The organism is Paraburkholderia sp. J11-2, from assembly GCF_905220185.1.
In the GTDB taxonomy this organism is placed as follows: domain Bacteria; phylum Pseudomonadota; class Gammaproteobacteria; order Burkholderiales; family Burkholderiaceae; genus Paraburkholderia.
Window position 1 is genome coordinate 143785 of the sequence record NZ_CAJMYY010000013.1, and the last position, 24918, is coordinate 168702.

At 64.7% G+C, this 24918-nt stretch carries 23 protein-coding genes and 1 riboswitch; of the genes, 7 read left to right on the forward strand and 16 right to left on the reverse strand.

The annotated features are described in order from the left end of the window. Positions 1–74 precede the first annotated feature (74 nt). The 3 genes from U5A57_RS19620 to U5A57_RS19630 all read left to right on the forward strand — a co-directional run bounded on the left by U5A57_RS19620 (position 75) and on the right by U5A57_RS19630 (position 5881). A complete protein-coding gene (locus U5A57_RS19620) occupies positions 75–2585 on the forward strand; it encodes a penicillin acylase family protein (RefSeq protein WP_321913324.1) in 2511 nt (836 codons plus the stop codon). A 66-nt stretch (positions 2586–2651) separates the two neighbouring features. Then, positions 2652–2723: riboswitch (Fluoride riboswitch) on the forward strand. A gap of 93 nt (positions 2724–2816) precedes the next feature. Continuing rightward, positions 2817–4106, forward strand: coding sequence for a voltage-gated chloride channel family protein (locus U5A57_RS19625; protein WP_321913325.1), 1290 nt, complete (start codon positions 2817–2819; stop codon positions 4104–4106). 221 nt (positions 4107–4327) lie between these two features. Then, positions 4328–5881: a methyl-accepting chemotaxis protein gene (locus U5A57_RS19630; protein ID WP_321913326.1), complete on the forward strand. Its 1554-nt coding sequence runs from the start codon at positions 4328–4330 to the stop codon at positions 5879–5881. A gap of 17 nt (positions 5882–5898) precedes the next feature. Here U5A57_RS19630 and U5A57_RS19635 read toward each other — a convergent pair whose 3' ends face one another. Further along, positions 5899–7491, reverse strand: coding sequence for an EAL domain-containing protein (locus U5A57_RS19635; protein WP_321913327.1), 1593 nt, complete (start codon positions 7489–7491; stop codon positions 5899–5901). Between the two features lie 273 nt (positions 7492–7764). Between U5A57_RS19635 and U5A57_RS19640 the strand changes: the two genes are divergently transcribed. Next, positions 7765–8277, forward strand: coding sequence for a hypothetical protein (locus tag U5A57_RS19640; RefSeq protein ID WP_321913328.1), 513 nt, complete (start codon positions 7765–7767; stop codon positions 8275–8277). 58 nt (positions 8278–8335) lie between these two features. On the opposite strand, the gene U5A57_RS19645 is transcribed toward U5A57_RS19640, so the two are convergent. The 7 genes from U5A57_RS19645 to U5A57_RS19675 all read right to left on the reverse strand — a co-directional run bounded on the left by U5A57_RS19645 (position 8336) and on the right by U5A57_RS19675 (position 15288). Further along, entirely contained in the window at positions 8336–9226 is an 891-nt protein-coding gene (locus tag U5A57_RS19645; RefSeq protein WP_321913329.1) for a transporter substrate-binding domain-containing protein, read from the reverse strand. Further along, complete coding sequence (locus tag U5A57_RS19650; RefSeq protein ID WP_321913330.1) at positions 9219–10097, reverse strand: ABC transporter permease; 879 nt, start codon at positions 10095–10097, stop codon at positions 9219–9221. The genes U5A57_RS19645 and U5A57_RS19650 overlap by 8 nt, the downstream gene beginning before the upstream one ends. Then, positions 10090–10920, reverse strand: a complete 831-nt coding sequence (locus U5A57_RS19655; protein WP_415764025.1) for an ABC transporter ATP-binding protein — start codon at positions 10918–10920, stop codon at positions 10090–10092. Before U5A57_RS19655 ends, U5A57_RS19650 begins: the two co-directional genes overlap by 8 nt. After that, positions 10917–12002 carry an ABC transporter substrate-binding protein gene (locus U5A57_RS19660; protein ID WP_321913331.1) on the reverse strand — a complete coding sequence of 362 codons (1086 nt, stop codon included), beginning with the start codon at positions 12000–12002 and terminating at the stop codon, positions 10917–10919. Before U5A57_RS19660 ends, U5A57_RS19655 begins: the two co-directional genes overlap by 4 nt. Positions 12003–12224: 222 nt before the next feature. Continuing rightward, positions 12225–13664 carry a 3-deoxy-D-arabino-heptulosonate 7-phosphate synthase gene (locus U5A57_RS19665; RefSeq protein WP_321913332.1) on the reverse strand — a complete coding sequence of 480 codons (1440 nt, stop codon included), beginning with the start codon at positions 13662–13664 and terminating at the stop codon, positions 12225–12227. A gap of 116 nt (positions 13665–13780) precedes the next feature. Then, on the reverse strand, positions 13781–14308 hold the full coding sequence (locus U5A57_RS19670) for a DUF6496 domain-containing protein (protein WP_321913333.1): 528 nt from the start codon (positions 14306–14308) through the stop codon (positions 13781–13783). Positions 14309–14376: 68 nt separating this feature from the next. After that, entirely contained in the window at positions 14377–15288 is a 912-nt protein-coding gene (locus U5A57_RS19675) for a LysR family transcriptional regulator (RefSeq protein WP_321913334.1), read from the reverse strand. A 121-nt stretch (positions 15289–15409) separates the two neighbouring features. Here U5A57_RS19675 and U5A57_RS19680 point away from each other — a divergent pair, with 121 nt between their 5' ends. Next, the gene (locus U5A57_RS19680) at positions 15410–16348 is read left to right on the forward strand and encodes an alpha/beta hydrolase (RefSeq protein ID WP_321913335.1); all 939 of its coding nucleotides are present in this window, start codon (positions 15410–15412) and stop codon (positions 16346–16348) included. A gap of 7 nt (positions 16349–16355) precedes the next feature. Here the strand turns inward: U5A57_RS19680 and U5A57_RS19685 are convergent, their stop codons facing one another. The 6 genes from U5A57_RS19685 to U5A57_RS19710 all read right to left on the reverse strand — a co-directional run bounded on the left by U5A57_RS19685 (position 16356) and on the right by U5A57_RS19710 (position 20954). Then, positions 16356–17903, reverse strand: a complete 1548-nt coding sequence (locus U5A57_RS19685; RefSeq protein ID WP_321913336.1) for a transglycosylase SLT domain-containing protein — start codon at positions 17901–17903, stop codon at positions 16356–16358. A 140-nt stretch (positions 17904–18043) separates the two neighbouring features. Further along, positions 18044–18421, reverse strand: a complete 378-nt coding sequence (locus tag U5A57_RS19690) for a hypothetical protein (protein WP_321913337.1) — start codon at positions 18419–18421, stop codon at positions 18044–18046. A gap of 131 nt (positions 18422–18552) precedes the next feature. Continuing rightward, positions 18553–18954: a hypothetical protein gene (locus tag U5A57_RS19695; RefSeq protein WP_321913338.1), complete on the reverse strand. Its 402-nt coding sequence runs from the start codon at positions 18952–18954 to the stop codon at positions 18553–18555. A gap of 173 nt (positions 18955–19127) precedes the next feature. Beyond that, a complete protein-coding gene (locus U5A57_RS19700) occupies positions 19128–19391 on the reverse strand; it encodes a pentapeptide MXKDX repeat protein (protein WP_321913339.1) in 264 nt (87 codons plus the stop codon). A gap of 91 nt (positions 19392–19482) precedes the next feature. Then, positions 19483–20259, reverse strand: coding sequence for a molybdopterin-dependent oxidoreductase (locus U5A57_RS19705; protein ID WP_321913340.1), 777 nt, complete (start codon positions 20257–20259; stop codon positions 19483–19485). Between the two features lie 56 nt (positions 20260–20315). Continuing rightward, a complete protein-coding gene (locus U5A57_RS19710) occupies positions 20316–20954 on the reverse strand; it encodes a cytochrome b/b6 domain-containing protein (RefSeq protein ID WP_321913341.1) in 639 nt (212 codons plus the stop codon). A 418-nt stretch (positions 20955–21372) separates the two neighbouring features. On the opposite strand from U5A57_RS19710, the gene U5A57_RS19715 reads away from it, so the two are divergent. Next, positions 21373–21918, forward strand: a complete 546-nt coding sequence (locus U5A57_RS19715) for a sigma-70 family RNA polymerase sigma factor (protein WP_321913342.1) — start codon at positions 21373–21375, stop codon at positions 21916–21918. After that, positions 21915–22556: a DUF1109 domain-containing protein gene (locus U5A57_RS19720; RefSeq protein WP_321913343.1), complete on the forward strand. Its 642-nt coding sequence runs from the start codon at positions 21915–21917 to the stop codon at positions 22554–22556. Before U5A57_RS19715 ends, U5A57_RS19720 begins: the two co-directional genes overlap by 4 nt. A 33-nt stretch (positions 22557–22589) precedes the next feature. On the opposite strand, the gene U5A57_RS19725 is transcribed toward U5A57_RS19720, so the two are convergent. Then, positions 22590–23897 carry a chloride channel protein gene (locus U5A57_RS19725; protein ID WP_321913344.1) on the reverse strand — a complete coding sequence of 436 codons (1308 nt, stop codon included), beginning with the start codon at positions 23895–23897 and terminating at the stop codon, positions 22590–22592. Between the two features lie 128 nt (positions 23898–24025). Then, positions 24026–24772 (reverse strand): glucose 1-dehydrogenase, encoded by a 747-nt coding sequence (locus U5A57_RS19730; protein WP_321913345.1) that lies wholly within the window; start codon positions 24770–24772, stop codon positions 24026–24028. Between the last annotated feature and the right edge of the window lie 146 nt (positions 24773–24918).

Below are 24918 nucleotides of genomic sequence, written 5' to 3' on the forward strand. Positions count from 1 at the left end.
ATGGTCGTAAGGCGGCTGGCCGATCCGGTCGCAGCGCCCGGAGGCGCTAATCAAAACGACCCGCATGCGCCGCCATGACCCGTTCGAGCCTTTCTCCGCAAAAGCGCCGCGGCGCGTGGCCGCTGATTGTGTTGTGTACTGTCGTCGTCGTTCTGGTTGCCGGGGTCCTGGCGGGCTGGCTGACATTGCGCGGCAGCTTGCCGCAACTGGACGGCACGCGTGCCGCGCCGCTCTCCGCGCCCGTGACGATCGAGCGCGACGCGCTGGGCGTGCCGACGATACAGGGCAACACGCGCGGCGACCTCGCGTATGCGAGCGGCTTCCTTCACGCACAGGATCGTTTCTTCCAGATGGATTTGCTGCGCCGGGTCGCCGCTGGCGAGATGGCGGCGCTCATCGGACCGGCGGCGTTGCCTCTGGACCGCCGCGACCGGCTCTTGCGCTTTCGCGAACACGCCCAGGCAGCGCTCGCCGCGCTCTCCGCTGACCAGCGGGAACTGATCGAACGCTATACGGCGGGCGTCAACGACGGCCTGCGCTCGCTTCGCGCGCGGCCGTTCGAGTACTGGCTGTTGCGCACGCAACCGGCGCCGTGGCGTCCCGAGGACACGGTGCTCACCGTCTACGCGATGTACTTCGATCTTCAGTACGACCAGGTGAGGCGCGTGCTCTCGCGTGCGGCGCTGCGCGAGCGCGTGCCCGCCGACCTGCTTGCGTTCCTGCTGCCTGAAACGAGCCATTGGGACGCCCCGCTCGACGGGCAGCGCGCATTGCCGCAACCGCCGGCGGCGTTGCCCGCCGCGCCGCCATCGTGGCTTCCGGCAACGCGGTCCGCCGCCGATCTCGATCCCGACGCCACTTCGCTTCTCAGCAGCGTGCCTGGTTTCGTCGGCGGCGAGAACGCGGTCGATTCGATGGTCGGCAGCAACGGTTTCGCGGTCGACGCCGCGCATAGCGCGCACGGCGGCGCGCTGCTCGCGAGCGACATGCACCTGGGACTCGCGCTGCCGAACGTCTGGTACCGCCTCTCGCTCGTGTATCCCGCCCCCGATGGCGGCGAGCGGCGTATCACGGGCGTCAGCCTGCCGGGTACGCCGTCCGTCGTGGCCGGCAGCAACGGCCATATCGCGTGGGGCTTTACGAACAGCTATGCGCGCTTCGTCGATCTGGTCGAACTTCAGCGTGATCCTGCCGATCCCTTGCGCTACCGGGTGCCGGGCGGCGGATGGGACAAGGCGCGGCTGATCCACGAGCGCCTCGATGTGAACGGCGGCGCGAGCGTCGATCTGCCGGTCGTGCAAACGCGCTGGGGGCCGCAACTCGTTGTCGGCGAGCACGCCTATGCATTGCATTGGGTCGCGCAGGATCCACAGGCGACCAACATGAACTTCATGCAGCTCGAAGGCGCCACGAACGTCGCCGACGCATTGCGCGCCGCGCAGACCTTTGGCTTGCCGACGCAGAATTTCATGGTGGCCGACGCGCAAGGCCATATCGGCTGGACGCTTGCCGGGCCGCTGCCGCGCTTCGCGGATGCCGACGGCGGCGCGGCGGCGCTCGCGAGCTTGCCGTACCGCTCCGAAACGTATGCCGGCTGGCAAGGGTACCGTTCGCCCGATGCGTATCCGGTGCGCGTCGATCCGCCGGCCGGGCGCATCTGGACCGCGAACAACCGTACCGTGCCGCTGGAGGACGTGGCGCGCATCGGCGACGCCGGCACGGATCTCGGCGCGCGCGCCACGCAGATTCGCAATGACCTGTTCGCGCTGCCGCATGCGAGCGAGCGCGACCTGCTCGCGGTGCAGACCGACGACCGCGCGTTCTGGATCGAGTTCTGGCGACGTGTCGCGCTGGACGCGCTCGATGCGCGCGCACTCGACGGTCATCCCAAACGCGCCGAATTCCAGCGGCTGGTCCAGGCGTGGGACGGCCGCGCCGATGTGGATGCCGTCGGCTACCGGCTCGTGCGCGCGTTTTACGACTCGCTCTACCAGGCATGGTTCGGTGTACTGGACAAACAGTTGGCCGCGATTGCGCCGGGCCTCAGCTATCGCGCGGCGAACTCGCGTTACGAAGCGACGATGGAGACACTCGCCGACGATCGCGCCTGGATACCGGGAGCCTTCGCGGACTGGCGCGCGTTCATGCTGGACCGTATCGACCATACGATCGCTAGCTTGCCGCATGGTGCGAATGGCACGAATGGCACGAAGCTCGAAGACGCACGCTGGGGCGAGCGCAACCGCGCGGCAATTGCGCATCCGTTCGCGCGCATGGTGCCGGAGTGGCTGCCGTGGGTTCGCGGCTGGCTCAGCGCGCCGCATGACCCGTTGCCGGGCGACTCCAACATGCCGCGCGTGCAGTCGCCGGCGTTTGGCGCGTCCGAGCGTTTCGCGGTGTCGCCGGGGCGCGAGCAGGACGGGATCTTTGAGATGCCGGGCGGGCAGTCGGGTAATCCCATGTCGCCGTACTTTCTCGCGGGACATGAAACATGGGTGCGTGGCGACGCAGCGCCGTTCCTGCCGGGTACCGCCGTTCATACGCTCAAGCTCGTCCCGGCCGGCGCGCAGCAGGCTCAAAACTGAGGGCCGCAGGTTCGCCAGCGCGGCGACGATCCTGTTGCAGCGTCTTATGTTGTCGCATAAAATCACGGGGCTTTCGGAGATGGCATTCCTCCCGTAACCGCCCTGCGTTCCCGCAGCGCTGATGATGCCTACGAGTTCCTGGGTGCAGGAGGTCGTAGGCCGTCCACGCGACGCCCCCCCTGTCGCCCAGGTGATTTGCAACCGTGCAAGCAAACGCAAACCTGGACCGCAATGAAATCCCTGAAGTCTATCGAGCAGTTCGCGATGGTTCCGTACCTCGCGCGCTGGCTGCTGCTCTCGTCCGTGCTTGGCGCCCTGGCGGGCAGCGCCTCCGCCTTGTTCCTCTATGCGCTCGATCGCGCAACCGACATCCGCGTCGCCCATGCCTGGCTGCTCTGGCTGCTGCCCGTTGCCGGCTTCGCGACCGGCTGGGTCTATCACCGTGTCGGCAAGCCGGTGGAAGGCGGGAACAACCTGCTGATCGACGAAATCCACGACCCGCAAAGAATCGTGCCCAAGCGGATGGCCCCGCTCGTGCTCGTCGCCACCGTGGTCACGCATCTGTTCGGCGGCTCGGCCGGACGCGAAGGCACGGCGGTGCAGATGGGCGGCGCGCTCGCCGACCGGGTCACGCACGTTTTCGGCCTCGACCGCGAGGAGCGCCGCATTCTGCTGATGGGCGGCATTGCAGCGGGCTTTTCGTCGGTGTTCGGCACGCCGCTGGCCGGCGCGATCTTCGGGCTGGAAGTGCTCGCAATCGGGCGCCTGCGTTACGACGCGCTGCTGACCTGCGTGGCGTCGTCGCTGGTCGCGGACCAGGTGTGCCGCGCGTGGGGCATCCATCACACGGTCTATAGCATTGCGTTCGTCCCGCATGTCACGCCGCTCGGACTTGGCTCGGCCATTCTCGCGGGCATCGCATTCGGCGTAGTGGGCATGCTGTTCGCCGACTCGACCCACGCGCTCTCGGCGTTCATCAAGCGCAAGATTGCCTACGCGCCGGCGCGTCCGTTCGTGGGCGGTATCGTCGTGGCGCTTGCCGCTACCGCGCTGAACGTGCCGCAGTATCTCGGCCTGGGCATTCCGACCATTGTCGAAGCGTTCAATCATCCGTTGCCCGTCTACGACTTCGCGGGCAAGTTCGGCTTCACCGTCGTGACGCTGGCATCGGGCTTCAAAGGCGGCGAAGTCACGCCGCTGTTCTATATCGGCGCGACGCTCGGCAATGCGTTGGGGCATGTGCTGGCCTTGCCGATGCCGGTGCTCGCGGGCCTTGGTTTCGTTGCCGTATTCGCTGGCGCCGCCAACACGCCGATCGCTTCGACGGTCATGGCAATCGAGCTGTTTGGCGCCGACATTGGCGTGTATGCGGCGCTGGCCTGCGTGGTGGCTTATCTGTTTTCCGGCCACACGGGCATCTACCGCGCGCAGCGCGTGGGGCAGGCGAAGCATCCGCTTTTGCCCGCTGGCATGCGTCTTTCGGACATTCCCGCGTTGCGCCGTGTACGGAGCAGCGATTGAGTCTCCGGCATCGCGTCATCGTTGTCTTGTCCACCTGAAAGCGAAGCGCATCGGGCTCGTTAGCAGAAGTGAGCGGACGACGCCAGAAGCGCTGGCTGATTCTCCCTATATCGGTTCGCCTCCTACCCTTGGTGTGGGGGATGAGTCAAGCTTGCCGCGCTCGCGTCGAGGCAGGGTCTCGCCGTGAGCCACATAACAGGGAATCGAATAAGGGGACAGCCATGAAGTGGCTCGATCGCATGACGGTGTTCAAAAAGCTGCTGACAGCATTCGCCGTTGTGATCGTATTTGCGGTGGCCGTGGGTATTGCCGGCGTCTCGTCGCTGGCGTCGATGCATGATATTGCCGATGAAATCTGCAACCGGCACATGAGCGGCCAGTTCTGGCTGGAGGAAGCGGCGCGCAGCAAGTTGAGCACTGACCTCGACGCGGCGAATCTGGGCTACGCCGATGAAGCGGGGCGCAACCATCTGAAGGAAGACATCGTCGCGCAGCTCAAGCGCATGCATGAGTCGCTCGATCGCTACGCCGGTGCAGGCGTGTCGGCTGGCGACCGCGCGCTCTATGACGACGTGCTCAAGAAGACCTCCGCATGGGAAGCGATCGTGCATCAGCAAATCGGCTTCGCGCCCGTGCCCGCAGGCGTGGACAACGCCGAACTCGTGCGCCGCGCGATTGCGGCGAGCGTTGCGTTGGGCGACAGCGTGGCCGCGCTGATCGATTCGCTGCAACGCGAGGCGAAAAACGCGCAGACCGCAGCCACAGCGCAATTCCAGCATATGCGCGCGCTCGTCATTGCGATTCTGCTCGGGGCGGTCGCGACCGGCGCGCTGCTAGCCTGGTTGATTTCGCGGCGGCTTTCACGCCAACTGGGCGGCGAGCCGGCTTACGCCATGGAAATTGCAGGCCGTATTGCAGCCGGAGACCTTTCGGTATCCGTAACAATGCGACCCGGCGATTCGAGTAGTCTGTTGCACGCGCTGGGCGAGATGCGTGTGCAACTGACTGGCATCGTCGCCAACATTCAAGACTCGAGCGGTTCTATCCTTCTTGCTGCCCGCGAAATCTCGCAAGGCAACACAGATCTCTCGCAACGCACCGAAGAGCAGGCGGCGTCGCTCGGCGAAACCGCGACGAGCATGGAGCAGCTAACCTCGACCGTGCGCCAGAATGCCGAGAACGCGAGACAGGTGGGCGGGCTTGCGCGCGGCGCTTCGGAGGTTGCGGCGCGCGGCAGCGAGTTGGTCAGCGAAGTGGCGAGGACGATGGGTGAGGTGGCGCAGGACGCGAGGCGCATGACCGATATCATCGCGACGATCGAGAAAATCGCCTTCCAGACCAACATTCTTGCGCTCAACGCCGCCGTCGAATCGGCGCGCGCCGGCGAGCAGGGGCGCGGCTTCGCGGTCGTGGCGGGCGAGGTGCGCGCGCTCGCGCAGCGCAGCGCGGCTTCGGCGCGCGAGATCAAGGAGCTGATCGAAGCCTCGACGGCGGGCGTTGCAAACGGCGCAACGCTGGCGCAGCGCGCGGGCTCGACGATGGTCGAGGTAACGGAGGCGGTGCAGCGCGTCACGGACATCATGGGCGAAATCGTCGCCGCCTCGGGCGAGCAGAGCACGGGCATCGAGCAGGTCAACCGGGCGGTGGCGCAAATGGACCAGGTCACGCAGCAGAACGCGGCGCTGGTCGAGCAGGCGGCCGCTGCCGCAAGCTCGATGGCCGATCAGGCGGCGCAGTTGCAGCAGGCCGTTTCGGTATTCAGGTTTGCGAATTAAGCCGTTCTCTGCTGCGTTTAAATCGCCGGCATGCTGTTCGCCTCACGCGGCACGCGATGCTTGCCCAGCCATTTCGCGAGATCGCCGGCGGACATCGCTTTCGCGTAATACCAGCCCTGTCCGTACTGAACCCCCTTGTTGCGCAGCCACGTCACCTGTGCCCCCGTCTCCACGCCCTCGGCGACGATTTGCAGGCCCAGCTCGTGGGCCATCGAAATGATGTGCGGCGCGACCACGCTAGAAGCGGTATCCTGGACGATCGTATCGACGAACGACTTGTCGATTTTCAGCACGTCGATCTCGAAGGTTTGCAGATACGCGAGGCTCGAGTAGCCGGTGCCGAAGTCGTCGATATAGATGGGATGACCGGCGGCCCGGAATGCCGCAATGACACTGCGCGTGGCTTCCGCGTTCATGAAACTGCGCTCGGTCGCCTCGATGCGGATTTGCGCGGGCGCGATGCCTGTTCCTTTGAGCGATGCGGTAACGAGGTTCAGAAAGCGCAGGCTTTGCAGATCCTCGCTGCTCACATTGATCGAGACATAAAACGACGGATTGGCGGCCAGCAATTTGCCGAGCTGCGCGATGGTCTTTTCGAGCACGAGATCGGTCAAAGGCTGAATGAGGTGATTGTCTTCGGCCACGCGCACGAAGACGTCGGGCGAGATGGCGCGACCGTTCAGCGTCCAGCGCACCAGCGCTTCGGCGCCGGCGCACTGGTTGTCGGCTAGCCTCACGATGGGCTGGAAAACCACGTCGATCTTGCGCCGTGAAATGGCCCAGGACAGCGTTGCGGGAAACGAGAGCTGCCGCGTAACGCGCTTGTAGGCGAGCCAGCCGAGCGCTGCGCCCGCGAACACGCCGATGGTCAGCCACGCGGCGAGCAGTTTGGGCCAGTCGCCCGCAACGCTGCTGCGCGGCGACTTCACCACGACCCCAAGCGGGCGTGTCGACGACTGCGCGACCGCGTAATTCCAGTCGTCGCTCTTCACGTTGCCGCCATGTTTCCACGCTTCGAGCATGTCGTCCGGATCTGCGCCGGCCGAGACGGCGAGCAGCTTGCCCGTCGTAATCTGGACCACGGCGATGGGGCGTTTCGCCGGATCGATGAGATCGACATAGGAGCCCGGGTCGATGGAGACGTAGTGGCCGTTGCGGCCGATCTGAATGTCCTTGCGGGCCTCGCTTAGCGGGCTCTTCTGCAGGAACCACACCAGGTAGCCGTCGTTGCTGCGATAGTCGGGCGGCGGCAGTGTGAGGTCCTTGTTGCGCACGTCGCCAAGCAGCGGAGAGCAGAGATAGCGCCCTTCGGCGTAGGTGCCGGCGTCCTGAACATACCGGTAGTTGTAGATGACGCGCGCGGCCTGTTCGAGGTTGGACGGCGAACAAGGCGCACCCGGTTCCCGGTCCAGGTCCGAAAGGGCGGCAAAAGCCTGGTACGTGACGAGGTCCGTGCGCATGACCGCCTTGCTGGCGAACTCGCCGAGTTCGTCACGGTCGCGCCGCTGGACGTCCTTGTTTGCGACGTAAAGACTCGTGAAAACGGGGCCGAGGGTGGCGAGGCACCCAAGGGCGACCGAGGCCGCAATCAGCGTGATGCGCTTGATCATTCCGCACCCCGGGGGTAGGGAACGTTAGGGAACGAACCGCGGACGGGACGCGCGCGCTCGTGCGGGTGCGCCGCCGGTATTCTGGAGCCCGAACATCAGAGCAAAGCATACACTTTGGCGCTTCGTTTTCAACGGGAAAACGCGTGCGCCGCGCTGCCCCGCCGCCGCCACGGGTGGCTTGGCGGTAGGACCATGGTCCGATTGTCCGCATCTGCCGCGCCCGGCATGATCTGCACGTGTTGCCCGCCAGGCGCGTGGCTCAGGGGTGCGTGAATGGGGACGCTGTCCAACATCGTGAAGCGCGCGTGGCTTGCCGCCGTGGTGGCGCTCGTGACCGGCTGCGCCCAGCCGTGGCAAAGCATCGAGCCCGGCACCGACCAGTCCGCGTTGATCGCGCGTCTTGGGCCGCCGCGCGAAACCTATAACCTGCCGGACGGCGGCAAACGGCTCATGTGGCCGACCCAGCCGATGGGCACGACGAACACCGTTGCCGACATCGACACGAACGGCAAGGTCGTGAGCGTGCGCCAGGTCATGCAGGAGAGCGAATTCAATCGCGCGAGAGTCAACGAGTGGACCCGCGACGATGTCCTGATCAATTTCGGCCGGCCCGCGGAGACAGCATACTTTTCGCGCATGCAGCGGGAAGTCTGGTCCTACCGCTACGTCGAGAACAACATCGACTACATGATGTTTCACTTCTACTTCGACAATCAGGGCATCTTGCGGCTCACGCAAAAGACGCCGGACCCGATGCGCGACCGTAACCTGAGGCGCGGATTCTGAAGCGGGTCCCGTTCAACTACACGCGCAATTTGGCACGGCTAGTGACGGATGGCGACGGCTAGTGGCAATACAAGTCGTTTTCGGCATTGAACATGTCGAATGCGAGGCTGATTGCCTGATCCTTGCGCACGGTCGCGAGCCAGCGGCTACGGCGCCATTGCGTTACTGTGTCGCCGACAAAGATGGCGCTTGCCGCATCACCCGCGCGCGTCGCGATGAACGCCGCCTGCGCGGCAATCGTTCCGGGCAGCGGGCGGTAGTACGACCAGTCTGCCTGCTTGAGCAGCGCTTCGATGACGAACTCGTCGTCGACCAGTGCGGCGCAGTCGCCTGCCTGGAATGCCAGCAGGGCATCGAGTGGCCGGTCGAAACCGTGCACAGTTGCGTGGTACTCACGCGCCGCGCGCGCGGCATACGGATTGCCTTGCGGCGCGCAAATCGCGCGGCCGCGCAGGTCGCGCCATGCCCGCACATTGCCGTGTTTCAGAACGAGTGCCATGCCAAGTCCGCTCGTGTACGAAGACGGTGCGAATGCCACCTGCGCGTCGGGCGAGAAGCTTAAGCCTACGATGGCGGCATCGGCGTTGCCCGACTGCACGGCGGCGCGCGCGGCGGCCGGTTCGGTCAGTACGAATTGCACGGGCAGGCCCACGCGGCGGGCGAGGTCGGAAGCAAGCGCGGCCGCGAACGGATCGGGCGCGCGCACTGTGCGGTCGACTCGGCCGACGTAAAGTGTAGGCGCGGGTCGCGGCGGCACCGCCACGATCAGCACGCCGCGCGCTGCCGCAGCGGCAAACGGGCGCTCGTTGTCGAGCAGGCTGCGTGGAAAATCGTTCTTCAGCGCCCACGCGAGCAGCGCGAGCAAGGTGAGCGCAGCCGCCAACGTGGTGGCTGGCCAGCGCAAGCGCCGCGGAACTGGCGTGGCGGCGAGCGGTGCGTGCCTAGCCATTCTGCGCGAGCCCGACGCGCCAGCGCAGCAGTTGCCGCTCCAGTATCGACAGACTCTGATTGATCAGCAGTCCAAATATGGCGAGCAGCACGATGCCCGCGTACATGTCGGGAATCTGAAACGTCTCCTGCGAATTGAGCGTATAGAAGCCGAGCCCCGAACGCGCGCCGATCATCTCCGCCGCCACCAGCGCGGTAATGCTGTACGCGCCCGCGAGGCGTACGCCCGTGAGGATCTGTGGCAGCGCGGCAGGCAGCACCACCTTCGTCGCGATGAAGCGTTGCGAAGCGCCCATCGAGCGCGCGCAGTCGATCAGCACGCGCTCGACCTGCTTCACGCCCGCAATGGTATTGAGCAGGACCGGCCAGAACGCGGCCCACACGACAATGGCGATCTTCGACGATTCGCCAATGCCGAGAAACAGCATGAACACGGGAAAGAGCGCGAAGGCCGACACTTGCCGCAGCAGTTGAAAGACGGGGTCGACAACGCGCTCGACGCGCCGGAACCATCCCAGCAGGAAGCCGCACACAATGCCGCCGGCCACGGCGAGCAGCAAACCGCTAATGGAACGCACGGCGCTTGCGCCGATATGCGTCCACGCATCGCCGTTTTCGAACAATCGCGCGATGGCGAGCGCGACCTGCGAAGGCGGGCTCAGGTAAGCCGCATTGACCACGCCGAGCCGCGGCAGCAGCTCCCATAACAGCAGGAAGGCAACGAGCGCAATGGAGCGCTCGACACCCACGGAAAGGTGCACGATGGACGAGCGAACGCGCCCGCGCCGTGCGCCGCGTGGCACGGGCACCAGCACGGGCGATTCGCGGACCGCGCCGGCGTCAGGCATCGAATCGGACATCGCGTTAGACATGGTGAGCTTCCGGTAGTGCGTGGGGTTGCGGCTTTGCGTCGAGCTCTGTGCTGAGGCTTTCCCATGCGCGCTGGCGCAACGCGACGAATGCTGGCGAGTGGCGCAGCGCGGCGTCGCGCGGGCGCGGCAGATCGACCTCGATGATCTCTTTCACGCGGCCGGGGCCACGGCCGAGTATGGCGATGCGATCGGAGAGAAAGATCGCTTCGTCGATGCTGTGCGTGACGAATACGACCGTTGTCGCGCTTTGCTCCCAGATCGCCAGCAATTCCTGCTGAAGCAATTCGCGCGTTTGCGCGTCGAGTGCGCCGAACGGTTCGTCCATGAGCAAAATCTCGGGGCCATAAGCGAGCGCGCGTGCAATGGCCACGCGCTGGCGCATGCCGCCGGAAAGCTGGTGCGGATAGTGATCCGCAAATTCCAGCAGGCCCACGAGGCGCAAAAAGCGCTCGGCCTCGCTGCGTCGCTCGGCGCGCTTCATGCCGCGAATTTCGAGCCCGGCCTCCACGTTCCTGCGCACGGTGCGCCACGGAAAGAGCGCATAGCCCTGAAACACGAAGCCGAGTTTTTGCCGCACGGCGCTCACGGGGTCGCCGTCCACGCGAATGTCGCCCGAGGTGGGCGGCGTGAGGCCCGCGAGCACGTTCAGGAACGTCGACTTGCCGCACCCGCTTGGGCCCAGCAGCGAAATGAATTCGCCTTCGCGCACGGCGAGATCGAAACGCTTGAGCACCGTATGGTGCGTGTCCGTTTGCGCGTGGGTATACGTGAGCGAGAGGTCGCGCGCGACGATCTTCTCGCGTCGTGCAGTTGCCGTGCTCACGAGCGTGTTCCGTTCGGCAAAGCCGTCACGCTGGCTTGCGCCTCGTGCTTCACGAACGGATTGAAGTCGTTCGTGTAGACATCCTTGACGTTGACCTTGCCCTTCGGAATCTTGCCGGCCTGTTCGAGAATGTCGATGTAGTACTGGATAGGCGGCTCGGTGATCACGAGATTCTGCACGTAGGCATAGCGCTCAACGAGCCGGACGTCGATGCCAAGCCGCTCGGCCGTGAGCTTGCGCGCTTCGTCGGGATGCGCGTTGACCCAGTTGCCCGCCTTCGCGATGGCCGTGACGAAGTCGCGCACTGCCTGCGGGTGGGCGCGCGCGAACGCGCCGTTCACGCTATAAGGCGCCATGCCGCCAAGACCGTGGTCCTCGTCCCAGTCGCTCCACAGCTTGTGCAGCTGCGGATCGGCTTCGGCCGAGCCGGAAAAGGGCGGATGAATGATCGCGACGTCCACGTTCTTCGTGACGAGCGCCTGCTCGGACTGGTTGTCGGGCACGACGAGCCAGTTGACCTTCGAGACATCCACGCCGTGCTGCGCCAGATACTTCTTGGTGACGAACTCCGCGCACGCGCCGAAGCTGTTGAACGCCACCGTTTTCCCTTCAAAGTCCTTCGGCCCGAGAATGCCCGAATCCTTGCGCACGAAATACTTCATGTGCGGCGCGTCGGGCAGCGTCTCGCCGCCTGCGGAAATGACCTTGATATCGGCGCCGCTGGCAATGGCGGAGATCACGAGCGGCACCATGCGCGTGCCGAAATCGATATCGCCGGTGCCTACGAGCGGAATGATCTGCGGCGCGGAAATCTTGCCGACATATTTGGGCCGCGTGCTCGTGTGGTCGAAATAGCCGAGCTTGTCGGCGAGATAGACGAGGTCGAACGCGGGATTGTCGGGATACTTGAAATAGGTGATTTCCTGCTGCGCCGACGCCTGGCTTTGCGGCGCGGCCGCGCTTTGCGCCTGATCTTCATGCGGCTTGCAGCCGCTCTGGAGAATCAGGACGGCGGCAGCGCACGCGGCAAGCAGGAGGGTGCCGGTGGAGCGCCGACGGATATTTGAGGAGAACGCCTTCATGTTCGCAGGCTCAGCAACGAGCAGGGTAGGTAAGTGAATTGACGATGCCGGATGATTGTCGATCTGCAACGATTTCTGGCAAACCAACGAATTCTGATTTGCTTAGTTGTTCATCTCGGCAATGCGTCAATTGACTATTTCTGCTGGTACGCCTAAATATCCGCTACTACTGCGACTCTGCGCGCGCCGTGTGAATCGAATGCGAGCGCAATGGGCGCGCGCTCAACAAGGCCGGTCGTTCGTCGCGTATTGCTGACACCCCGCCGTGTCGCGAATCGTTGCCATCATGTCTTCGGGGTGCACCATCAATTCGCGCACGAGGCGCAGCGTCGCGTATTGGTGAAGCACGGCATGCCAGCGGGGGGATTGCGTCAGTTCATGCCAGACAGCATCCAGTATTTGCGGATCTGCATCTCGCCCGTCCCACAGGGCACTGGCGAATTCAACGCTCGCCTGCGTGGAGAGAAGCTGCATGCGGCTCGCGGCATTGAGCATTCGCGGGGCGTTTTCGGCAGGTGCGTCGCAGCAGTAAAGAATGGCTTTCATCAAGCCGGACTCTTCGGTGCCAAGCGCGCGTAGCGATACGCCGTCCAACTGCACAGGGCCCTGCTGCGTCTCGAACGCATACACGACGTTCTCCTCGGCGTGAGCGAGTAGTCGCAAACCGCGCATGAGCCGCGGCAGGTCAGTCGTCGCGGACTCAACAGATGCCTTCGCTTCGACGAGCAGACGCACGTGCCATACTGGTTCTGCATCGAGGGCCTGCGCATGGGGCCTCTCCAGGAGAACCACGTCCCATTCGGTTTTTGCGCGCTCGTGCTTGCCCGGTATCGAAGATGGAACGCGCATCGAACTCACAACACGGTACGCCTGCGGGTCCTCCTGCGCTGCGTTGAGCCATTGAGCCAGTGCTTCGAGCGCCTGTACGGCCAGCGCTTCGGCAGCAGCGCCGCGCTGCTGCGATGCACGGCCTTGCGCGACGGCTGCCGGCGTACCCGGCCGTGGACCGTACGCATCGAGCAATGATACGTACTGCTGGACGAGTGGGTCGGGTGCCAGGGCTTCGAGCCGGCACAGGCGCGCGAGTGCCGCGCTGTCCAGCAGATCAGCCAGTGCGTGCTCGAAATCCGCGTCTTTCGCTTCAAGCTCGGGCACGGCGAGGAGGGCTCGCACCGTATCGTGAAGCCCGGCGTAATTCGCCTGATGGTGCGCGGAAGACGCGGACGCATGCAACTGCGCGAGTGCTTCGCGCAGCCAGGGTTGCGGGGCACGCTGCTGCTTGGCCGGATGCGCGATCGCGTTGACGGCGGCATGGATCTGCCTGCGGTCCTGGTCGGCCTGTGCCGAAAGCGACGCAAACTCGCGCACCTGGGGGGCGCGGTGCCGCAGAACCAGTGCCTGGAATGCGCGGTCGCCGGAGTCGGCGTGCATGGCTTCGGTGATCATGGCCGCGAGTGCGTCGATAAAGCGTTGCTGCAGCGTCGCGCCCGGTGCGCTGCCATGCACCAGGGCCTCACGTGCTTTTTCAATGACGAGTGCGACCGCCGTGGCCGGATTGGCGCTTCCAGACTGCTGCTGTGAAGCCGCGGTTTCTTGCGGCAAGCGATAACGACGGGGGACGTCGCGCAGGATGTTTTCGAGCAGAGGCGTGGAAGAGGACATCGGCGGTTTGCAGCCTGCGTGTGCGGGACGATGAGCCACATAGTCTCATAACCCCGCGTGCGAGCGGTGCCCGGCGGAAAGGTTCGCCTCGCCGCCTGAACCGCGTTGGCGTCGCGCTAGTGGCGTGTTTGCTGCGCTCGTGCGGCGCGTGTCTTCGCCGCCTTCTTTGCCGCGGCGGAACGCCCCGCTGCACCCTTGGTCTGCGCAGCCTTCTTCGCAGCCGCCGATCGGCTCGCAGCAGGGCGGCGCGCCGCCGCGGTCTTCGCCTGCTTCGACATGGCTTGCGGCGATGCCCCAGCCTGGCTCTCGCGCTTGAGCACTTCCGTCGCCGTGCGCGAACGTTTGGCCTTCGATTCCGTGCTAGCGCGGGGTTTTTTCTCGCCGCGGCCTGCCGCGAGATCCTGCGCGGCCTTCTTGCGCGTTGCTTCGCTGGCCTTGCCCTTCGGCGGCGGCTTCAGGTCGACCCCGGCGCGGCGCGCCTTGGAAAGGCCGATCGCCACGGCCTGCTTCGCGGAGCGCACGCCATGCTTGCCCGCGCGCACGCGCTCAAATTCCTCTTTCACAAACTCGCCGGCCTGGGTGCTTGCGGATTTGCCCGCGCGCTTGTCTGCGCGCGCGCGCTCGATCGTTTTCTTCTCGGGCATTTTGGCTCTCCTGAATGAGTGACTCACTCGTTCCAGCAAGTGCCGTTCCGCGCATGCGCGGCAAACCATCAGACCGGCATAAAAGCCGGGCGCGGATCAGCCGCGAGTGTTTCGGCAACGAAGTCGAGAAACACGCGGGTCTTGGTCGGCAGCCGCCTGCCTGAGGGATGCAGGCCGTGCACAGGCAGCGGCGGCGGCGCGAAATCCTCCAGCACACTGACGACGGCACCGCTCGCCATCTCCGCTGCGAAGAGCCACGCCGGCGCCTGCACCAACCCCATATGGGCCAGCACAGAAGCGCGGATCTGTTCCGCGTCGCCAGTGCGGAAATTGCCGGACGGAACATACAGGCCCGGCCCTTCGACGTTCCCGAAGCGCCATGCTCGCGGCTCGCGCATGGGCGCGAAAACGACACACGTATGCCGCTCGATATCTTGCGGCCACTCGGGCCGCCCATGCTTGTCGAGGTATTCGGGCGTCGCGACGACAACCACCGGACTCGACGCCAGATGCCTCGAAATCATTGAGGAGTCGGCGAGCGGTCCGCTTTTGATCGAAAGGTCGAAGCCTTCCTCGACGAGATTGACGTTTCGCTCCGTTGCGGAAAGGTCCACCTGCATCTGCGGATATCGGGAGAAAAACACCGGCAGGCGCGGCACGACATACAGTCGGCCAAAAACGGGCGGCACGGTCACGCGAATCAGCCCGCTCGGCGACATCTGGCCGTGCCCGACCGAAGACTCCAGCTCGCTGAAGTCGCCAATGATGCGCAAGCCCGCTTCATAGACCGACTGCCCGGTTTCGGTCAGCGTCATGCTGCGCGACGTGCGCCTGACCAGTTGCGCGCCGAGATGGCGCTCTAGCGAGGCGATCTGCTTGCTGACTGCCGGCTGGCCCACGCCGATGTCGCGCGCCGCCGCCGCGAAACTCCCGCTTTCGACGATGCGGATGAACAGTTTGAGCGCGTCGAGCCGGTCCATCTCTTCCTCCCCAAAACTTCCTGATTGGAATGGATTCTATTCCAATTGACCTTCTTCTATGTCTCGATCGGAATCGATATCGTCATGCCCATCGAGAACGCATTCACGCAACGAAGGAGCCATGATGAGCATTGGAGAACGCGCAAACCTGATCGAAATGCGGCACCGCTTGAGCGATGACGACCGCGACGCCGCGAGGGCCGCGATCGCGCGCATGCAACGCCACTTTGAAGAATTCAACGGAACGATGCGCGAGGCGTACGACGCCATGACCGCGCACACGCCGGTGGCGGAGGGCGCGAGCCTGGAAAGCATCGAGAATGCGGATGTCAAGGGGTGGTGGATTCGGCCACGCAGCGCGCCTGCCCACCGCGCGATCCTGTTCCTGCACGGCGGTGCTTTCGTGCTCGGGTCGGCAACGGGCTATCGCGGCTTTGCGAGTCAGATCGCGGTGCGCGCCGGCGTGGATACTTTCGTTCTCGACTATCCGCTCGCGCCAGAGCATCCGTTTCCCGCGGCGCACGACGCCGTGCTGGCCGCGCTGCGATGGCTGGCGAAAGGCGGCATACGCGAGGTCGCCCTGATCGGCGATTCTGCAGGCGGTGGCCTGGCGCTTGCGGTTCTGGGCGTAGCGGAGCGGCCGGCAGTGAGCATCGCGAGCGTGGCCGCTTTCTCGCCGTGGGTCGATCTTGCGTTCACGGGGCCGTCGTTCCACAGCGAAACGACCCACGACCCGGTCTTGACGCGCCCCGTGCTCGCCAATGCCGCCGCGGCGTATCTCGGCGCCGCCGATCCCGCGGATGGGCGCGCGTCGCCGCTGCATGCCATCGCCGGGCGCCTGCCGCCCATCGCGCTCCAGGTGGGCACGGACGAACTCCTGCTCGACGACGCACGGCGTTATGCAGCGGCTGCGGCGGAGCAGGGCAACACGGTGCAGCTGGAAGTCTACGAAGGCCTGCACCACGTGTTCCAGCGCTCCACCCATGAGCTGGCGAGCGCGCGCTACGCGTTGGATCAGGTTGCGGGATTCATCTCGCGCAACTGGACGCTTGAGGCATAGCCATGCCTCAACCCTGCTTGCGCACCTGCCCGATGGCGCGCTCGCGCTGTGCCTGCGCTTCTTGAACGAGCCGGTAGGCGGCGTAGTACTTGTAGATGTTGCGCACGTAAGTGGTCGTCTCGATCCCGATCTTCTCGCCAACCACGATCTCAACGTTGTTGAACCACTTGTCGGGAGAGAGTCCTCGAGCGGCTGCTTCCTTGCGCATCTTCGCGATCCTCGCCGGACCCGCGTTGTAGCTCGCGAAGGCGAAGAGGGCGCGGTCCGAGTCGGAAAAATGCGCGTCGGGGAAGTAGCGGGACATCAGGAGGTCCAGGTATTTCGCACCGGCATGGATGTTCGATTCCGTCACACGAATGTCGCCGACGGCCAGTTCCTTGCCGGTTGCCGGCATGAGCTGCATGATGCCGATCGCGCCAACGTGACTGCGGGCACTCTGGTCGAGCTGTGATTCCTGGAAGCCCTGCGCGGCAAGCATCAATGGATCGAAGTGATATTGCGAACCGTACTTTTGGAAGAGGCCGACCGTTTGCGTGAAACGCTTCAGTTCCGCCTCCTCGGTATTGCTGGTGATCTGCTTGACGCGCTGTAGCTCCTGCTTCAGCCGCACTTCCGCCACGCTCTGCTTTTTCACGTAGCTCACGTAGAAGTCGTTGATGGCCTGCTGGAGCTTGGGGCTCTGCTTGCGAATCGCCCAGCCGATATAGCTGGCATCGCGCACGGCCATGTCCTCGTGCACCACGATGCCTGGCAGCACCTGCGCCCAGAATTTCGCCTTCCAGTCGTCGACCACGAGAATCTGGACCAGCCCGACGTTGAGCATTTCCATGGCGTCCTCGTCCTCGAGCGCGTCGGGCAGCTTCACCAGCTTCATTGGCGGCTTGCCTTCTTTTTTGAAGCGCGCGTTCAGGGCGGTGAGGCTCTCGAAGTAGCTGCTGCTCGGGCGCACATGCACGGTCTTGCCGCTCAAGTCGTCGAGCTTGGCGAGCGCGGGCGACTTGGGACCGGTGACGACCAGCTCGCGAACCGGCGTGCGGTCTCGCGGCGCGACGAAGTCGACCTGTTTCAGCCGCGATTGCGTGGCGGTCAGATTGCCTGCGGCGATGTCGCCCTTGCCGGCGAGGAGACCCGGAATAAGCTGCTCGCGCGTCGTGGGGATGATCACGAGCGTCAATGGGCGTTTGCCAAGGCTGCTCTGATACTTCTTGTTCAGATAGCCCTCGAAGTCGCGCATGAGTCCGGCGGTCAGCCCGCGCTCATGACCGAGTTCGTTGAAATAGAGTGTCCTGCTGTACGGCACCAGTACGCGGATCAGCCGGCGGTCGAGCATCGCGTCGAAATCGCCGAACCTGGGCTGGTTCGCGAGGTTGAGGTGGCGGGTCGCGGCGGCAGCAGCTGCCGTAGGCGGCGACGGCGCGCTGGCTGGCGCCGCTGTCGCGGCTTGTGATGCAACGGCTTGCGCAGGCGTTTCCTGGGCCGCGAGACAATCTGCCTCGCGGCCGGCAAAACTCATCCCGAAAGCCAGGATGATCAGCAACGTATGAACAATACGCATGGCGCCAGGGCCGGGTGCTCCGCTCGTTCCCATCATGTCACAACCGCATGGGCTGGATATGGGCCGATAGTCCTATAGACCTCTGGAGGCGGCTTTTCGGCGCCGCTCGGGCGCCCGGTAGCGGCGCGCGAGAATCGTCGCTACTTCGCCGGTGTCATGTCGCAGCCGCCGTGGCTGCCGGTGTTTTTCAGGGTAAGCGTAAGCCGGCTGCCCCGGGTCGCCGTGACGATTCCCCCGTAGCTCACCGTGGGAATGAACTGGACATCCGGCGCGACCGCCACGGGAGGATTCCTTGCCCCGTCAACGGTCAGGTCGAGTTCCACGGTGACCGTGTCGATGGTGACGCCCATATCCTGCTTCCGGTCGGCTTGTTCTTTCTTGAAATTACACAGGCCCGTGAGAACCTGCTCGAGTGCGGTCGGGATATCAACCGCCTTACCCGGCGGGATCGGCGGCGTGTTGCAGCCAACGATCAGGAATGGCAAAGCGCAAAGGACCACATATCGGCAGGCGCGCATCGGGTTCCCCTGTTATGAGCCGAAGAATGGCTTTGTCGAAGGGTGCCACGTGTGGATGCCCAGTCAATCGGACCTAAGGCCTAGGGATGCGGTGCTGGCCGCAAGCGCATGCGCCTGCTTTGCCCGGTGAATTACCCGGTCAAGCGTGCCCACAGCGTTCGTATGCGGTGCGCCCGGTTGTCGAAGAGCCAGGAGGCCGCGAGCGCAAACAGGCCGGACACGATCCCCGTCGCGATGTGTTCGAGTACATGAACCCGATAGTGACTCGTGTGAGCGTAGGCGTCGCCTAGCACGGTCAGGCAGCCAACCAGCAGCGCGTTGCCATAGCGATTCGCGTACCACTTCGTCGCCGGCGTGAAGGTGAGCAGCACGGCCAGCGCGCCGGTGAAGAGGCCCGTCTTGAATGCGATGGTCCAATGGGCAAGGCTCATGATGTTGCCCCAGCTCCCCGGCATGCAGGTCATGCAGGCGCTGGTTGGCTGCCAGAAGCGCTGGATAAACAGTTTCAAGCGGTGTTGCCATTCGCTTCCCATGACGTGCTCCCGGCGCGGGGTGGGCGGCCCCACCTGGGCGGCCCCACCTCGGTGGCCCCACCTCGGCGGCCCCCACTGAGATCATATATCGCGAGCGCACAATGGCCACGCGCGCGTTGCGCTCCTGGCGCGGGCCACGCCGGGAGCGCACTGCCAGGGTGCAATGCGAGGGTTCAATGCGCCATGGCGCCCGACGCCGGATGATCCATGCCCATTGCGTCGTTCTTCATGGGCTTGCTCATTTTATCTTTGCTCATCGCATCGCCCTTGCCCATTGTGTCCTTTGACATGGCGCCTTTGCCCATGGTGTCCTTGTGCATCGAGTCTTGCGACATGGCGTCGTTCGACATCGCGCCGCTTGCCTGTGCGAATGCGCCTGCACTCATGCTCAACAGGGCGGCCGAGATGGCGATGGCTGCGAAACGGATCGTGTTCATTTGCGTTGCTCCTTGCTGGGTGGAAAAAGCCGTTGCCCATTTTTGGGCGGAAGTGAAGCGGAACCGTCGCGCGAGCGGCGGCAGGAAGATGTCACGAACCGCCGAACCAGTTGTAGCCCTGGTCGACCCAGTAGCCGCCTGGATAGGTGTTCGTGACGAAAATTTCAACGATGTGCTTGGGGTTCTTGTAGCCAAGCTTCGTTGGCATGCGCAGCTTCATCGGGTAGCCGTATTTCGCGGGCAGCCGCTCGCCGTCGTAGTCGAACGTGAGCAAGGTTTGCGGATGCAGCGCCGTCGGCATGTCGATGCTTTCGTAGTAGCTGTCGGCGCAACGAAAGCCCACGTATTTCGCGGTGAGATCGGCGTCGACACGCCGCAGGAAATCGGCGAACGGCGTGCCGCCCCAACGGCCTATCGCGCTCCAGCCTTCAACGCAGATATGCCGCGTGATCTGTTCGGCGTGCGGCAGCGCATACAACTCGGGCAGCGTCCAGACGCGCTGGCCCTTGACGAGCCCGCTGATCTTGAGCCGGTAGTCGCCGCCATCGACAATGGGCGCCTCGCTTTCGCTATAGAACGCGTTGAACGGGAACGGGCGCGTGATCTGGGCTTCGGTGTACGTGGGTGCGAGCCGGGCAGGATCGAACAGCCACCCCTGCACGCGGTCGTTGAGCCGCGAAACGGCGGTGAGGAATGTGTTGACCGAGGCGTCGTCGGTGATCGTGCAGCCAGTCAGCAGCGAAAGACCGCCGAGCGTGAGCATGCGCTTGCCGAACAGGCGCCGTGACGGCATGTCGAGTTCGCGCCGTGCGTCGGCGAGAATCGCTGCGCGGTCGAGTTCGATAATCTTGCGGTCTGGCGTTTTCATCTGGAATCCTGATCAACTGATAGGGTTGATATCTCTCGTTTCTGCAGGCCGCGCGTTCAGCGTCCGCGCAGCATGGTGAGCAACGAACGCGGCACGAGTGCGACCATCGTCACGTGAACGAGCACGAACGCCGCGAGCAACGCCATCGCGCAAAAGTGCACCACGCGCGCGCGGTCGTACCCACCCATCAATTCGCGCAGTAGCGGAAACTGCACCGACTTCCAGATCGCAAGGCCCGAAAGCACGAGAACGACGAGATCGGCGATCGCGACGAGGTAGGCGAGTTTCTGCACGGCGTTGTACTGGCTCAGGTCAGCGTGAGAAAGCCGGCCCGAGAGCGCGGCGCGCAGATCGTGGAATACGGCGCGCGCGCTCAGCGGGAAGAACTTCGTGCGCCAGCGGCCGGTGGCGAGATTCATGCCGAGATAGAAGAGCCCGTTGAAAAACAGCAGCCACATCGCCGCGAAATGCCATTGCAGCGCGCCGCCGAGCCAGCCGCCTAGCGTGATCGACGTGGGAATGACGAATCCCGCAAACACGGGCGACGCATCGTAGATGCGCCAGCCGGAGAACATCATGACGAGTGCCGCGAGCGCGTTGAGCCAATGCGAGACGCGTAGCCAGAGCGGCTGGATCGCGCGTGGCCGGCGAATGCGTGCTTCGAGTGCGGGCGTTTCACCGATCGACGTGTGCATGGCAATTCCTTGTGAGCACAGAGTTGACAGTGAATTCGCCGCGGCGCGCGCGCCGGTTACAGCGCGCCGAGAAAAAAATCGCTCGACCGGGTGCGGCCGGAAATATATCGCTGTAGCTGTAACCGGGCCGGCGCGGCGAACGAATTACCCGCAACGGGCGCACGCGCTCGCGCCACGGGGAGAAGCCAAGGTGGGCTTGACCAGCACATGGGGGACGATGACGGAGGGGGCGGCGCCCGGCGCGCACGCCCTCGGCCCGCATGGCGTTGCGGCGCGCGAAGCGTTCGGCTACGCTCACGCGAGCGGGCGCGAGTGCGGCAGCGTTCGTAATCATTTTGAAAGTTCGCCGTCGCAAGACCGGGCTAGCGCCATGCCCGCAAGCCCGCCAACTTTTCGTCGCGACAATCCAGGACGACCTTTGCACTCAGCGGAAACCCGTCTCAAAGCGCTTTTTGTCCGCGGCCTGGAAGGCGACGCGCAAGCGTATCGCGACTTCCTCGAGGAACTCACGCGCCATTTGCGTGGTTACCTGCGCAGGCGCATTCCGCAGTTGCGCGACGACGTCGAGGACCTCGTGCAGGAGATCCTGCTTGCGGTCCACAACGCACGCCACACATGGCGCCCTGACGAACCGCTCACGGCCTGGGTGCACGCGATCGCCCGCTACAAGCTCATGGACTTTTTCCGCTCGCGCGCACGCCGCGACATGCTCAACGATCCGCTCGAAGATCACACCGATCTCTTCGCCGCGCCCGACGACGAACCCGCGCAGGCGCGCCGCGATATCGGCAAACTGCTCGACCAGTTGCCCGACAAACAGCGCCTGCCGATTGTCCACGTGAAGCTCGAAGGGCTGTCGGTCGTGGAAACGGCGAAGCTCACAGGGCTTTCCGAATCGGCGGTCAAGGTGGGGATTCATCGCGGTCTGAAGGCGCTTGCCGCGCGCATCAGGGGAGCGCGATGAAAACCGACGATCTGATCAATCTGCTTGCCGCAGGCGACACGCGCGTGGACCGCAAGGCCGCGCTGCGCCGCTTCGCAAAGGCGCTGCTGCTCGGTTTTGCAGGCTCGGTTGTGCTGATGAGCGTGGTGTTCGGCGTGCGTCGCGATCTCATGAGTGTCATGCACACGCCGATCTTCTGGGCGAAGCTCGCGTTCCCGTTGTGTGTCGCGGCCGCTGCCGCGCTCGTGGTGAGCCGCCTCGGGCGGCCCGGTCAGCGCGGCGGCTATGCGTGGGCGCTGGTGGCGCTGCCATTCGTCGCCGTGCTGGCGGGTGCGTGGCTCGCGCTCGGCGACGCGGCGCCTGCGCAGCGCGTGCCGCTCGTGCTCGGCCACACTTGGCGCACGTGCCCGTTCAATATCGTGCTGCTTTCGGTGCCCACGTTCGTGGCCGTGTTCTGGGCCGTGCGCGGTCTCGCGCCCACCCGCCTGCGCGTGGCGGGCGCGGCGGCCGGGCTCTTTGCGAGCGCGCTCGCAACCATTGCGTATTGTCTCCATTGTCCGGAGATGAGCCCGGCGTTCTGGAGCGTCTGGTATGTGATCGGCATGTTGCTGCCCGCCTGCATTGGCGCGTGGCTCGGGCCGCGGTTGCTGCGCTGGTAACGGCGTGCGCCGCTCAGCGCGAGTTGGCGCACATCACTGCTTCAGGAAGCGTTGCGCCAGGGCTTCGTAAAGCGGCGGCGCGAATAGCCTGGAAACCTGGCTCGAAACGAGCGCCGTTGCCATCAGCGAGATCACGAGCGCATGGCCGTCGATCATTTCAATGACGATGACGAATGCCGTGATCGGGCTCTGCGTGACGGCGGCAAGATAGCCAACCATGCCGAGTGCGATCAGCATAGGCAACTGCATCTGCCCGAACAGCATGTGCAGCACGTTGCCGATGCCCGCGCCGATCGCGAGCGACGGCGCAAAGAGCCCGCCCGGCGTGCCAGGCAAATACGAGCCCACCATCGAGGCCATTTTTAGCACGGGATAAGCCACGCCGATCTGCGAGTGGCCTTCGAGCATGCTGCGCGCTTCCGCGTAGCCGCTGCCGAACAGATTGCCGCCGCTCGCCACGCCGAGCACCGCGATGAACAAACCGCATACCGCGCCGAACGCGACGGGCTGTTCCTTTCGGAGGACGAGCAAGCGGGTGGGCATCCATCGTTCGGTGTTGAGCAGCAGCCAGCAGAACACGCCGCCCGCAACGCCGGTAATCACGCCAACGAGAATGACGGCGACGGCGAGCAGATCGGGCAAATGGCCGGCGATGGCGATCGTGCCGAAATACACATAATTGCCTTGCAGCGCGAGCGAGACGACGCCCGCGAAGATGATTGCCGTGATGATCACGCCGCTCGTGCGCGCCTCGAAGCTGCGCGTGAGTTCCTCGATCGCGAAGACCACGCCCGCGAGCGGCGCATTGAACGCGGCGGAAAGGCCCGCAGCCGCGCCCGCTAGCGCGAGCTTGTATTCGAGGCCGACGCCGTACATGCTGCGCAGACGCGCCGGATAAAAACGTCGCAGGTTGTACATGAGCGCGGCGCCCACGTGGATAGTCGGGCCTTCGCGCCCAATCGTGAAGCCGCCGAGAATGGCGAGGAACGACAGGACGATCTTGCCGACCAGGATGCGCAGCGTGAGCAGGCGCGGGCCGAATTTGCGCACGTCGTGCAGCGTAGCAATGACCTGCGGGATGCCGCTGCCCTCCGAACCCGCAAACCAGCGGCGCGTGGCCCAGACACAGAACGCGGAGATTGCCGGCGTGACGAGAAGCGGCAGCCACCGGTAATGCGCGGTCATCTGCAAGAAGAGCGAGTAGCCGAAGTCGATGAGCCGTGCGTACATGACCGCAACGAGCCCCGTAGCGATAGCGCCCAGCCAGAACACGGCGAAATACAGCCAACGCCGCCGGCTGCGCAAGATCGTGCGACTGTCGATAAGGTCGGAAACTCGCATGAAACGGCTTGGCCAAACTCCCTTTTTTGAAGTGTTGCCGGTCGTGCCGCAGCGAGAGCGGTACGACCGATTTTCGGGAGATTACCACGCACGCGATTTTTACCGCCTGCCAGTCCCACCAAAGCGCCTTAGCGCATGCCCCCGCTGGCGACGATATGTTCGCCCGTCAACCACTTGGCATCGTCCGATGCGAGGAACACCACGGCCGTGGCGATATCGTCGGGCTGCCCCACGCGCCCGAGCGGCGTCTGGCTGACCGCAAGGCTTTCGAACTCCGAGCCGATGACGCCTGCCGTATGGGCGCCTTCGGTCTCGATCACGCCGGGATTGATCGCATTCACGCGGATCTTGCGCGGTCCCAGTTCGCGTGCGAGCACGCCGGTGATTGCGTCGACGGCGCCCTTTGTGCCGCTATAGACAGCCGTGGTCGGCGGCGTGAGCGTCGTGACGACCGAACTCACGTTGATGATGCTCGCGCCTTCGCCCAGATGCTTCACGGCCGCCTGCGTGGTGAGCAGCACGCCGAGCACGTTCGTGTCGAACTGCCTGCGGTATTGCGCCTCCGTGAACTCTTCGATCGGCGCGAACTCGTAGACGCCTGAGTTGTTGACGAGGATGTCGAGCCGGCCATAGGTTTCGACGGCCGCGCCGATGATGCCTTGCGCGTCCGCCGCCTTCGAGACGTCGCCGCCAACGGCAACCGCCCGGCCTCCGGCCGCCGTAATCGCGGCGACGACCGTATCCGCGCCCGCCTTGCTGCTCGCGTAGTTCACGACCACCGAAGCGCCTTCGGCCGCGAGGGCCTTGGCAATAGCGGCGCCGATGCCTTTCGACGCACCCGTGACAACCGCGACCTTGCCTGCAAGTTTGCTCATCATGTTCTCCGCACCGTAAGTTGCACCATCTAGAGGAACCGGCGTCTGGCTTGCACGAAGCAATCGGCCGGCGACAAGCACAAATGTAAAGATACGCGCCGCCGCGATAAAGCGGCCGGGCGCGAATTGACTGGCGGGATCAGCCG